This window comes from Streptomyces sp. NPDC007162, assembly GCF_040634175.1.
Classification (GTDB): Bacteria; Actinomycetota; Actinomycetes; order Streptomycetales; family Streptomycetaceae; genus Streptomyces.
This window is the reverse complement of record NZ_JBEYFC010000298.1, coordinates 1-11,106: the sequence shown is the minus strand read 5'-3', so window position 1 is coordinate 11,106 and position 11,106 is coordinate 1. Positions and strand designations below refer to the sequence as shown.

The 11,106-nt window shown below is 71.0% G+C and carries 10 protein-coding genes and 1 tRNA gene; 8 read left to right on the top strand and 3 right to left on the bottom strand.

The annotated features are described in order from the left end of the window. The first annotated feature begins 138 nt into the window (after window positions 1-138). Window positions 139-1,665 carry an amino acid permease gene (locus ABZ646_RS29090; protein WP_360525047.1) on the top strand — a complete coding sequence of 509 codons (1,527 nt, stop codon included), beginning with the start codon at window positions 139-141 and terminating at the stop codon, window positions 1,663-1,665. Between the two features lie 98 nt (window positions 1,666-1,763). Continuing rightward, window positions 1,764-1,836 (top strand) — tRNA-Lys (locus tag ABZ646_RS29085). Window positions 1,837-1,956: 120 nt separating this feature from the next. Here the strand turns inward: ABZ646_RS29085 and arsM are convergent. Next, window positions 1,957-2,859 carry an arsenite methyltransferase gene (gene arsM / locus ABZ646_RS29080; RefSeq protein WP_360525044.1) on the bottom strand — a complete coding sequence of 301 codons (903 nt, stop codon included), beginning with the start codon at window positions 2,857-2,859 and terminating at the stop codon, window positions 1,957-1,959. Between the two features lie 106 nt (window positions 2,860-2,965). Here arsM and ABZ646_RS29075 point away from each other — a divergent pair, with 106 nt between their 5' ends. The 5 genes from ABZ646_RS29075 to ABZ646_RS29055 all read left to right on the top strand — a co-directional run bounded on the left by ABZ646_RS29075 (window position 2,966) and on the right by ABZ646_RS29055 (window position 8,380). Further along, the gene (locus tag ABZ646_RS29075; protein ID WP_360525041.1) at window positions 2,966-3,337 is read left to right on the top strand and encodes a metalloregulator ArsR/SmtB family transcription factor; all 372 of its coding nucleotides are present in this window, start codon (window positions 2,966-2,968) and stop codon (window positions 3,335-3,337) included. Next, complete coding sequence (locus tag ABZ646_RS29070; protein ID WP_360525038.1) at window positions 3,334-4,068, top strand: MIP/aquaporin family protein; 735 nt, start codon at window positions 3,334-3,336, stop codon at window positions 4,066-4,068. Before ABZ646_RS29075 ends, ABZ646_RS29070 begins: the two co-directional genes overlap by 4 nt. Window positions 4,069-4,098: 30 nt before the next feature. Further along, a complete protein-coding gene (locus tag ABZ646_RS29065; protein WP_360525035.1) occupies window positions 4,099-4,524 on the top strand; it encodes an arsenate reductase ArsC in 426 nt (141 codons plus the stop codon). Between the two features lie 297 nt (window positions 4,525-4,821). After that, complete coding sequence (locus tag ABZ646_RS29060; RefSeq protein ID WP_360525032.1) at window positions 4,822-5,250, top strand: hypothetical protein; 429 nt, start codon at window positions 4,822-4,824, stop codon at window positions 5,248-5,250. Continuing rightward, entirely contained in the window at window positions 5,237-8,380 is a 3,144-nt protein-coding gene (locus tag ABZ646_RS29055) for a caspase family protein (RefSeq protein WP_360525029.1), read from the top strand. The genes ABZ646_RS29060 and ABZ646_RS29055 overlap by 14 nt, the downstream gene beginning before the upstream one ends. A 39-nt stretch (window positions 8,381-8,419) precedes the next feature. On the opposite strand, the gene ribA is transcribed toward ABZ646_RS29055, so the two are convergent. Beyond that, window positions 8,420-9,061, bottom strand: a complete 642-nt coding sequence (ribA, locus tag ABZ646_RS29050) for a GTP cyclohydrolase II (RefSeq protein ID WP_360525025.1) — start codon at window positions 9,059-9,061, stop codon at window positions 8,420-8,422. 148 nt (window positions 9,062-9,209) lie between these two features. Then, window positions 9,210-9,734 (bottom strand): MarR family transcriptional regulator, encoded by a 525-nt coding sequence (locus tag ABZ646_RS29045; RefSeq protein ID WP_360525022.1) that lies wholly within the window; start codon window positions 9,732-9,734, stop codon window positions 9,210-9,212. Window positions 9,735-9,832: 98 nt separating this feature from the next. Between ABZ646_RS29045 and ABZ646_RS29040 the strand changes: the two genes are divergently transcribed. Further along, complete coding sequence (locus ABZ646_RS29040; RefSeq protein ID WP_360525019.1) at window positions 9,833-10,972, top strand: dihydrofolate reductase family protein; 1,140 nt, start codon at window positions 9,833-9,835, stop codon at window positions 10,970-10,972. The last annotated feature ends 134 nt before the right edge of the window (window positions 10,973-11,106 follow it).

The window sequence follows — 11,106 nt, the reverse complement described above, 5'->3', positions numbered from 1 at the left end:
GCGCTCAGCCGTTTCCGGGCGCGGCAGCGCGTTTCCCGGGCGCTGCCCGGGAGGTGACGCTGTTTCGGCCTCGTTCCGGCTCCTTTTCGGCCAAGCTGTGACGCATGTCACGACCTCGGCAGGGGAATCGCTGGGGGCATGACAGAAGATGCGATCGGCACATCGCCTTCCGGCGGCCTCTCCGACGAGGAACGGCTGGCCCAACTCGGCTACACCCAGGTCCTGGCCCGCCGTATGTCGGCCTTCTCGAACTACGCGGTCTCCTTCACGATCATCTCGGTCCTCTCCGGCTGCCTCACCCTCTACCTCTTCGGCATGATCACCGGCGGACCGGCGGTGATCACCTGGGGCTGGGTGGCCGTCGGCCTGATGACCCTCTTCGTGGGCCTCTCGATGGCCGAGATCTGTTCCGCCTACCCCACCTCCGCGGGTCTCTACTTCTGGGCCCACCGCCTGGCCCCGCCCCGCTCGGCCGCGGCCTGGGCGTGGTTCACGGGCTGGTTCAACGTGCTCGGCCAGGTGGCGGTGACGGCGGGCATCGACTTCGGCGCCGCGTCCTTCCTGGGCGCCTACCTGAACCTCCAGTTCGACTTCACCGTCACCCCCGGCCGCACGATCCTGCTCTTCGCGGGGATCCTCGTGCTGCACGGCCTCCTCAACACCTTCGGTGTCCGCATCGTCGCCCTCCTGAACAGCGTCAGCGTGTGGTGGCACGTGGTCGGCGTCCTGGTGATCGTCGGCGCGCTGACCTTCGTACCCGACCACCACCAGTCGGCGTCCTTCGTCTTCACGAAGTTCGTGAACGAGACGGGCTGGAGCAACGGCCCGTACGTCGTCCTCCTGGGCCTGCTGATGGCGCAGTACACCTTCACCGGTTACGACGCCTCGGCGCACATGACCGAGGAGACCCACGACGCGTCGACGGCCGGCCCCCAGGGCATCGTCCGCTCGATCTGGACGTCGTGGATAGCCGGCTTCGTCCTCCTCCTCGGCTTCACGTTCGCGATCCAGTCGTACGACAAGGAGCTGAAGTCGCCGACGGGTGCACCCCCGGCCCAGATCCTCCTGGACGCGCTCGGCGCCACCACCGGCAAGCTCCTGCTCCTCGTCGTCATCGGCGCCCAGCTCTTCTGCGGGATGGCGTCGGTGACGGCCAACAGCCGCATGATCTACGCCTTCTCGCGTGACGGGGCGCTGCCCTTCTCCCGCGTCTGGCACACGGTCAGCCCGCGTACCCGCACCCCCGTGGCGGCGGTCTGGCTCGCGGCCCTCGCCGCGCTCGCCCTGGGCCTGCCCTACCTCATCAACTACACGGCCTACGCCGCCGTGACGTCGATCGCGGTGATCGGCCTGTACGTGGCGTACGTGATCCCGACGCTGCTGCGGGTGCGCAAGGGCGACGCGTTCGAGCGGGGGCCCTGGCACCTGGGCCGCTGGTCGCTGGTGATCGGCGTGATCTCGGTGACGTGGGTCGTCGTCATCACCGTCCTCTTCATGCTCCCGCAGGTCTCCCCGGTCACCTGGGAGACCTTCAACTACGCCCCGGTCGCCGTCCTCGCAGTCCTCGGCTTCGCCGCGGTCTGGTGGCAGGTCTCGGCCCGCCACTGGTTCCTCAACCCGGACGGAGCCCGCCACGAGGACACCGCCAAACTGGTCGATCTCTGACGCTCCGGCCCACTTCCGCCACCCGACGCGGCCGTGACCCCGATACCCGATCGGCGACACGGCTCCGTCCGGCTATGCTCGGGGAGGCAACATCGCCTGGGCCGTTAGCTCAATTGGCAGAGCAGTGGACTTTTAATCCATTGGTTGTGGGTTCGAGTCCCACACGGCCTACGGGTGGTGGGCGGGGGATATGTCCCCTGACCTGCTAGGCAGCGTCCGGGTCGGCTTCGGCTGGCTCGGGCGCTGACTCGTTTTCGGGCTCGTGCGTGAGCGATGCGTGAGCGGATGCGCTCAGCTCTGGCAGCCGCACCCCGACGCACTCTTGGCCTCCACGACGGTCAGTGCGGGGTCGGCCGCGGTTTCGGACGGAGTGCAGCAGGCGTTCACGCCACAGCAGGCGCCGTCCGAACCACGCGCTTCGGAGGGCACATCGGAGTCGTCGGAGGCGGCGGGCTTGGTGGCGCGGATGATGGCTGAGCGCATGCCGTCCGCGACGGGGTGCGTCGGTGTGATGTCGATGCCGGTGAAGCCGGCGGCTTCGAGGCCCGTGCGGTACTCGGCGAAGGACAGTGCGCCGGCGATGCAGCCCACATGGTCGCCACGCTCGGCACGCTGTTCCGGCGTGAGCGCGTCGTCGGCGACGACGTCCGAGATGCCGATACGGCCGCCGGGCCTGAGGACGCGGAAGGTCTCGGCGAAGACGGCGGGCTTGTCGACGGACAGGTTGATCACGCAGTTGGAGATGACCACGTCGATCGTGCCCGCGGGGAGCGGGATCGCCTCGATGGTGCCCTTGAGGAACTCGACGTTGGTCGCGTCGGACTTCCTCGCGTTGGCCACGGCCAGGGCGAGCATCTCCTCGGTCATGTCCAGGCCGTACGCCTTGCCGGTGGGGCCGACGCGGCGGGCGGAGAGCAGGACGTCGATGCCGCCGCCGGAGCCGAGGTCCAGGACGCGTTCGCCCTCGCGGAGTTCGGCGACGGCGGTGGGGTTGCCGCAGCCGAGGGAGGCGGCGACCGCTTCGGCGGGCAGGGTGGCGCGCTCGTCGGTGGCGTAGAGGGTGGAGCCGAAGTTCTCGTCGACCTCGACCGGCTCGGGGCCGCAACAGGCGGTGCTGCCCTCGGCGACCTTCACGGCTGCGGCGGCGTACCGGCGGCGGACGGTATCGCGCAGGTCGGTGGACTGCTCGCTCATCACTTCACTCCTGGGTGACGGGGCATGGCGGTGCCCTGGAACGGTCTGTATTGAAGTTCTTGGATGCAACCTTGCGCCTTGGATCGAAGGACGTCAACATAGAGGTGTGTCGAAACAAGAGCTTGAGCTGATCGACCAGGACGCCGCGTGCTGCCCCGGCCTGGCTTCCGCGCCACTGGGTGACGAACGCGCCACGGAGCTGGCGAAGGTCTTCAAGGCGCTGGGTGACCCGGTGCGGCTGCGCCTGTTGTCGATGATCGCCTCACGTGAGGGCGGCGAGGTCTGCGTGTGCGAGATGACGCCCGCCTTCGATCTGTCCCAGCCGACGATCTCCCATCACCTCAAGCTGCTGCGGCAGGCCGGCCTGATCGACTGCGAGCGCCGTGGGACGTGGGTGTACTACTGGGTGCTGCCCGGCGCCCTGGACAGGCTCGCGGGGTTTCTGACGACGCCGCAGTCCGTCGGGGCGACAGCGTGACAGCGTCCCTCGGGCGCCGTGTCGCCGCCGAGACGGTGGGAACCGGCCTGCTCGTGGCTGTGGTCGTGGGCTCCGGTATCCAGGCGACCGAGCTGTCCCAGGACGTCGGCGTGCAGCTGCTGGCCGACTCGCTGGCCACCGTCTTCGGCCTGGGCGTGCTGATCACGCTTTTCGGGCCGGTCTCCGGCGCGCACTTCAACCCTGCGGTCACCCTGGCCGCCTGGTTCACCGGCCGCCGTACCGGCGCCGGGCTGAGCCTGGGGGAGGCCGCCGCGTACGTCCCCGCTCAGATTGCCGGGGCGATCGGCGGGGCGGTGCTGGCCGACGCCATGTTCGCCGAGCCGCTGGTGAAGTTCTCCACCCACGACCGGTCCTCCGGCCACGTGTGGCTGGGCGAGGTCGTCGCCACGGGCGGCCTGATCCTTCTCGTCTTCGGCGTGGAGCGCGTCGGCCGTGCCTCCCTGGCCCCGGCGGCCGTGGCTTCCTACATCGGGGCCGCGTACTGGTTCACCTCCTCCACCTCCTTCGCGAATCCGGCCGTCACCATCGGCCGTGCCTTCACCGACACGTTCGCCGGGATCTCCCCCACTTCCGTCGCCCCGTTCGTCGTGGCCCAACTGCTCGGCGCCGCAATCGGGCTGGCCGCCGTGGCAGTCGTGTACGGACGTCCCGCCCGCGCGGCAGACGCCGTCCGCCCCTCGCACACCGAGCCCGAACTCACCTCCTCCTGACCGTCCCACCCGCCCACAAGGACATGTGCCATGAACTCGGCTGCCGCGCGTCCCTCCGTGCTGTTCGTCTGCGTCCACAACGCCGGCCGCTCCCAGATGGGCGCCGCCTTCCTCACCCACCTCGCCGGTGACCGGATCGAGGTCCGCTCGGCGGGCTCCGCCCCCGCCGACGCGGTCAATCCGGCGGTGGTCGAGGCCATGGCGGAGCTGGGGATCGACATCTCCGCCGAGACCCCGAAGATCCTGACCACCGAGGCCGTGCAGTCCTCGGATGTCGTGATCACCATGGGCTGCGGGGACACCTGCCCCGTCTTCCCGGGCAAGCGGTACCTGGACTGGCAGCTGGACGATCCGGCAGGCCAGGGTGTGGACGCCGTACGGCCGATCCGGGACGAGATCGAGCGGCGGGTACGCGGCCTGTTGGCGGAGCTCGGCGTTCCGGCGGCATCAGCCTGACCCAGGAGAGGCGCCGGCGTGGTACCTGTTCGGCCGATGGGCGGCAGGTCGGTCGTGGCGAGGAAGCGGCGGAAGGTCCCGGAAACTCGGTGCGCTCCTTCTCTTGGCGGCTCTTGCGGTCGCGCAGCACGGCGATGTTCATGCTGTCGAGCGCGATCGTGTTCGCGCTGCCGTCCGTCTTCGGCTCCCTCGGCAGGCAGTGATTGGGGCATTCGCGGTGTCCGGGGGCAAGTATCGCCCTACACTCTCGGCTGCGAATCGTTGCAGAGGGTCATGAGGGTGTAACGGGGGGAACATATGCGTGCCACGATCACCGGCCCTGATCACGAGGACGGGCATCTGATCATCAGCGAGCTCCACGACTGGCTCGTCGGGGATGCCGAGTTGCGCCGATCGACGCAGATCCATCGGGTAACCCGCGAGTCGGCCGGGACGATGGGGGCGCTGGACGTCATCGAGGTGGTGCTTGGACAGGGCATCGCCGCCGCCAACCTCGCGCTGGCGTACGCCTCCTGGCGCTCGACCCGCCCGGCACCGCCCCGCGTCAGCGTGACCCTGCCCGGCGGCACGCTGACCGTGACGGACGACAGCCCGGAGGCGTTGGAGCGGATCCTGGCGGCTCTCCGGGAACCGATACCGGGGCCGTCCGCCGGAACCCCGGGTGCGCGGAGCGCCGACGGTGCCGGGAGAGCAGGGGCGGAGGCGCGTGGCGATGGCGCAGCCTGATCCCTCGACATCCCGGGCGGTCATCGTCGGCGTCCAGGGCTACCAGCACCTGGATCCGCTCCCCGCCGTCGCCAACAACGTGCGGCGCATGGCCGAACTCCTGCGCGACCCGGACCTGTGGGGGCTACCCGAGGAGAACTGCACGGTCCTGCTGGACCCGACGTCCGACCGTGAGGTCCTCGAAGCGGTGCACGAGGCGGCCTCACAGGCACAGGACGGATTCCTGCTGTACTTCGCGGGACACGGTCTGCCCGAGCAGCCCGACGGACTCCAACTGGCGCTGCCGGACACCAGCAGCGAGCACCTGTTCCGGGCCCTGTCGTACGACCGGGTCCGGTCGGTCATCCTCCGGTACTGCTCGGCGCTGCACAAAGTGGTCATCCTCGACACCTGCTTCAGCGGCCGGGCTCTCAAGGGCGTGATGGGTCCGGACGTGGGCGTCGCGGACTTCGCCGAGGTGGACGGTACGTTCCTGATGACCTCGTCGGCGGAGAACCGGACATCGATGGCGCCGGTGGGCGCCGAGTACACCCTGTTCACCGGTGAGCTCGTCAGGGTGCTGGACCAGGGGCACCCCGATACCGACGACCTCCTGGACATGGACACCATCTACCGCTCGGTGGACCGCGCCCTGCGGGCCGGCGGAGGTCCCGTTCCACAGCAGCGAGCCCGTAACGCGGGTGCGCGCATCACGTTCGTCCGCAACCGGGCCCGCCTGGGCGAGCGCCGCGGTCCCCGGATCCCGGCGGCGCGCGACACCGCCGTACCAGCCGGCTACGAGGCACTGCTGGACGAGACCGTGCCGGGGCTGATCGAGCGGCTGGCCGGGCTGACGAAGTCGGGGCACGGCGCCGAGGCGGACGCCGTGCTCACGGCCGTGGCCACCCGCTGGCCCGAACAGGAGGCCGCGGCGCTCCTCGGCGAGCTGCGCTCGGCCGGACTCGGCCGGTTGACGAAACTCGCCTGCGAGGCCGTCGTCGCGCGGCCCGCCACCGAGGTCACGGAGTGCCTGCATGTGCTCGAACAGCTCGGTGACGGCCAGGTGGCCGACATGATGTTCGAGGCGCTGGCACGCACCGGTCCGACCGCCGTCGCGGCGGCCGCCCGCAGCCTGCGCGACCTGGGTCTGACAGTCACGGAGCGTCTGGTGCGGCCCGCCCTCGCCATGGGTGGTCCCGACGGCTCGGCCGACCTGGTGGTGGCCCTCCACCAGCAGGGACTCGGCGAGGAGGCCATGACCGGGCTGCGCATGCTGGTGGCCCGCGAGCCCGACCCCGAGTACGTGCGCGTCGCCGATGCCCTGCTGGAACGGGGCTCGGCCGAGTCCGCGTACGCGCTGTACCTGGCCCTGCCCGCGGCGCTCGCCGCCTCCCGGTCGCGGGAAGAGACCGCCCAGCTGCTGTTCTCCATGAAGGAGCACGGGGCACAGCCGCAGGCGGAGGAACTCCTCCGCGCCCTGCTCGCCGCCGAGCCGCAGGAGCGGGTCGCCTGGGCGCTCGCCCTCCACACAGTGGGCCTTGCCTGGGGCGACGAGGCGGCCTGCGACCTGCTGCGCCGGGCTCCCGCCGAGAAGGTCTTGCGGATCATGGAAAAGATCCGCAGGTCCCGCCCCGAGGCTCTCGTCACGGTGGTGCGGTGGGCGAGTTCGGGCCCGCGCGGGGCCGCTGACACCGTCGCCTTCATGACGGCGCTGCGCCGGTTCGGCCGTCGCCTGGACGCCATGCGGTTGCTCACCGACGTGGCCGACTCCGGGCCCGAGCAGGCCGCCGCCCTCATCTCGGCCCTGCGCGATCTCGGGCACGAGGAGGTGGACAGGCTCCTGGAACGTGCGGCCGACCGCCCCGCCGCACAGCGTGTCGTCCTGGTCTCGGCCATGCGCGCGCACGGGGCGCGGGACGACGCCGACCGGATGCTCGCCGACGTCCTGAACAGCCCGGACGAGGAACTGCTCGGGGTGCTGCCGGTCCTCGCCACCGAAGTCGATGTCGAGACGCTCCACGCGCACATCGCGGACTGTGCCGAGGGCGGGGACGTGGCGCCGGTTCTCCGGCGCTACTGGCACGACGAGCGGTTCGCGGACGCGGACCGCCTCCTCGACCTGCTCGCCGAGCGTCCCGAACCGCTCCTCGAGGGTGCCCTCGCGGAGCTCCCCGCTCTCTGCTCGCCCGACGAGTACCGGCAGCTCGCGGCCTCGATGACCCGGCTCAGCCTCCCGGCGGTCGTGCGTATCACCGCGCGGGTGGCCACGGAACCGGGGGAGAACGAGAGCGACGGGAGCCCGCTGAGCGGCGTCGTCGCCGAAAGCCTTGCCCGGCTGCCGCGCCCCGCGTTGCTGTCCTTGATCGAGGCGCTCCGACGCCTCTCCGTGGAGGACGGCGGCCGCGCGGAAGTGTGGGCGCTGGGTGAAGCGCTGGCCGGGCGCGACGACGCGCCCCGAGTGCTCCTGGAACTCTGGCAGAGCGAGCGTCCCGTCGCCTGGCTCCCGCTCGAACTGCGGACGTTGATGGAGCTCGCTTCGGCGGACCGGGTCGTGGCGATCTACCGTGCCATGGCGGAGTCGGGTATGCCCCGTGACGTGTCGGTGCTCGCAGGCCTCGGCCTGCGGGCCGATCTGCCGACCGTACTCACCAGGCTGCGCAGGGCGGGACTGCCGCGCGGCGACGCGGTAAGGGTGCAGCGCTCGTCGACACGGCGCCATACCGAGGTGCACGATCCTGCGGTCGCGCGAGTCCTTGAGGAAGGGCTGGCGAGGCCCTTCGACGCGGCTGACGTCGACCGGGCAAGGGGGGTGCTGTGGCAGGCTGCGCGGACCCTGGAGCCCTACCAGCTGGCGGAGTTGCTCGGTGCCCTGCACCTCCAGGAGAAGGGGGACGATGTCGCCTGGGTCGTCACCTCGGCCGTGGAGCGCGTCCCGTTGGAGGACTGGTTGCCCGATGTGCTCGCCGAGCTGGGCGGTGCCCGTCTCGACGAGGTGGCCCGCCTGCTGATCCAGGCGGTGGTCCGCCGCTCGAAGGCCTGGGAGGTGCGGGGCACCGCGGCCATCCTGCGGGAGGACGGCATGGACGAGTACGCGGACCAGCTGGACGACGCGAGCCGGGGGAAGCGGATGACGCGTTGGCTGCGTATGTGACCCTCGCCGGCCCGGGCGCCGTGGTCTGCGGTGGACCGTTCAGCCCGCGTTGAGCTCCGTGAGTTCCGCCAGCGGCAGGGTGTGCTGGGTGTGCAGGACCTTGGCGCGGAGGTAGCGGACGTTGTGGGCGGTGCTGAAGACGCCGGTCGGGACGCGGTCGCGGACGGTGATGCCGAGGGTGCGCAACTGCTCCGCCTTGTCGGGGTTGTTGGAGAGCAGGTCCAGCTCACCGTGGCCGAGGGCCTGGAGCATCTGGGCGGCGGCGGTGTAGTCGCGGGCGTCCTCGGGCAGGCCGAGCGCGGCGTTCGCCTCGTAGGTGTCGAGGCCCTGGTCCTGGAGGGCGTACGCGTCGAGCTTGTTGTACAGGCCGATGCCGCGGCCCTCCTGGCGCAGGTAGAGCAGGACGCCGCCGCGCTCGGCGATGCGCTCGACCGCCTCGCGCAGCTGGGGTCCGCAGTCGCAGCGGGCCGAGCCGAAGACGTCGCCGGTGAGGCACTCCGAGTGCAGGCGGACCAGCGGGAGGGTGCCGGGCGCGGGCTCGCCCAGGACGACGGCGACGTGCTCCTGACCGTCGGTCAGGCCGTGGAAGGTGACGAGTTCGGCGTTGACGCTGTAGCCGTCGGTGAAGCGCAGCGGGACCCGGACGCGGGCGCGCTGGGTGGCGGCGGGGGTGTCGGTCATCGGGGTCTCCAGTGTCCGGGTGCAGGACGGCTGTCCCGTGCGGGACGCGTGCCTCTGCTTCAGTTTTGAAGCAGATCCACGGCTGGAACCATACCCCATGCTTTAAATTTGAAGCAACAGCTTTCCGGTCGGTTCGGGAAAACCGGGTTCACGAACCGGAACAGGGCGACGACGAGCGCCGCCGCCACGGCACCTCGTCGGAGGTCGGCCGCGGCTTCTCGTCACCCTCCAGCGCCCGCGCGATCACGGAGCTGATCTCCTCCAGCTGCGTGACCTGTTCCTCGGAGAGGTGGTCGAACACCGCCGCGCGTACCGTCTCCACATGCCCGGGCGCCGTACGCTCCAGGGCCGCCATGCCCTTGTCCGTCAGGATCGCGAAGCTGCTCCGCTTGTCCCACTGGCAGTCCTCGCGCCGGATCAGCCCGTCCTTCTCCAGTCGGGTCACGGCGTAGGTCAGGCGACTGCGGGTGATCTTGGACCTGGCGGCGAGATCGGTCATCCGCAGCCTGCGCTCCGGTTCCTCGGAGAGGTTGGCCAGAATGCCGTAGTAGAGGTGCGGCATGCCGGCGTCCTGCTGGAGTTGGCGGTCGATCGCGTCCTCCAGGAGGTTGGTCGCCGCCATGAACGCGCGCCAGGCGCGCTGCTCCTTCGACGTGAGCCAGCGAGTCGTCATGGGACCAGTGTAAGTTTGTTTCAAACTTTAACCAAGCGTCCGGTTCACACCCCGCCCGCCGCCGTGAGCCCGCCCGCCGCCGAGAGTGAGCGCGTCCGATGCCGTACCCCCACGTCCTGCTGTCCGCCGCCGTCTCCCTGGACGGCTACCTCGACGACACCGGCCCCGAACGGCTGCTGCTCTCCTCACCGGCCGACTTCGACCGGGTCGACGAGGTGCGGGCCGGCTCCGACGCCGTCCTGGTCGGCGCCGGCACGATCCGTGCGGACAACCCGCGGCTCCTGGTGTACTCCGAGGCGCGCCGCGCCGCCCGGATCGCCGCCGGCCGGCCCGAGTACCCCCTCAAGGTCACGGTCACCGCGACCGGCGACCTCGACCCGGACGCGAAGTTCTGGCACACGGGCGGCGAGAAGCTCGTCTGCACGACCGACTCGGGCGCGGAGCGGGCGGCCGCCCTGGGCATCGCCGCCGACATCGTCGCGCTGGGCCCCGAACTCGACTGGCCCGCGCTGCTGACCCACCTCCACGAGGTACGCGGTGTGGACCGCCTGATGGTGGAGGGCGGCGGCACCGTCCACACCCAGCTGCTCCAGCAGGGCCTGGCCGACGAACTCCAGCTGGTCCTCGCCCCGGTCTTCGTGGGCGAGCCCAAGGCGCCGCGCCTGTTCGGCCCCGGCGGCTACCAGGCCGGGCGGTTGCGCCTGCTGGAGACCCGCCGCATCGAGGACGTCGTCCTGATGCGCTACGAGCCCACCGCCCCCGGCGCGGGCACCTCGGCGTCCGCCGCCGACCGGCACTGGCTGCGGCTCGCGTGCGAGCTGGCGGCCCAGTGCCCGCCCTCGGGGACGGCGTTCAGCGTCGGCGCGGTGGTGGTCGCCGCCGACGGCACGGAACTGGCCCGCGGCCACTCCCGGGAGGCGGGCGACCCGGTGGCCCACGCGGAGGAGGCGGCCCTCGCCAAGATCCCCCCGGCGGACCCCCGGCTGGCCACGGCCACCGTCTACACCAGTCTGGAGCCCTGCACCCACCGCGCCTCCCGCCCGCACCCCTGCGCGGAGCTGATCCTCGGGGCCGGAGTGCGCCGGGTGGTCACGGCCTGGCGTGAACCGGACACCTTCGTGCAGGCGGCGGACGGGACGGGGATGCTGCGGGAGCGGGGGGTGTCGGTGGTGGTGCTGGCCGAGTACGAGGCCATGGCCAAGGCGCCGAACGCGCACCTGGAAACTCCCCTCGCCTAGCCCCTCCGTGCGGGGGTGCCGGTAACCCGTGTGACTCGCACCCTTCCGATGGCGTATGCTGGTGTCACCGACGCGGGGTGGAGCAGCTCGGTAGCTCGCTGGGCTCATAACCCAGAGGTCGCAGGTTCAAATCC

Excerpts from the sequence above, each read along its gene's own strand:
- ABZ646_RS29090 (WP_360525047.1), top strand. The coding sequence starts at position 139 with ATGACAGAAGATGCGATCGGCACATCGCCTTCCGGCGGCCTCTCCGAC.
- arsM (WP_360525044.1), bottom strand. The coding sequence starts at position 2,859 with ATGAGCGAGCAGTCCACCGACCTGCGCGATACCGTCCGCCGCCGGTAC.
- ABZ646_RS29065 (WP_360525035.1), top strand. The coding sequence starts at position 4,099 with ATGAACTCGGCTGCCGCGCGTCCCTCCGTGCTGTTCGTCTGCGTCCAC.
- ABZ646_RS29060 (WP_360525032.1), top strand. The coding sequence starts at position 4,822 with ATGCGTGCCACGATCACCGGCCCTGATCACGAGGACGGGCATCTGATC.
- ABZ646_RS29055 (WP_360525029.1), top strand. The coding sequence starts at position 5,237 with ATGGCGCAGCCTGATCCCTCGACATCCCGGGCGGTCATCGTCGGCGTC.
- ribA (WP_360525025.1), bottom strand. The coding sequence starts at position 9,061 with ATGACCGACACCCCCGCCGCCACCCAGCGCGCCCGCGTCCGGGTCCCG.
- ABZ646_RS29045 (WP_360525022.1), bottom strand. The coding sequence starts at position 9,734 with ATGACGACTCGCTGGCTCACGTCGAAGGAGCAGCGCGCCTGGCGCGCG.
- ABZ646_RS29040 (WP_360525019.1), top strand. The coding sequence starts at position 9,833 with ATGCCGTACCCCCACGTCCTGCTGTCCGCCGCCGTCTCCCTGGACGGC.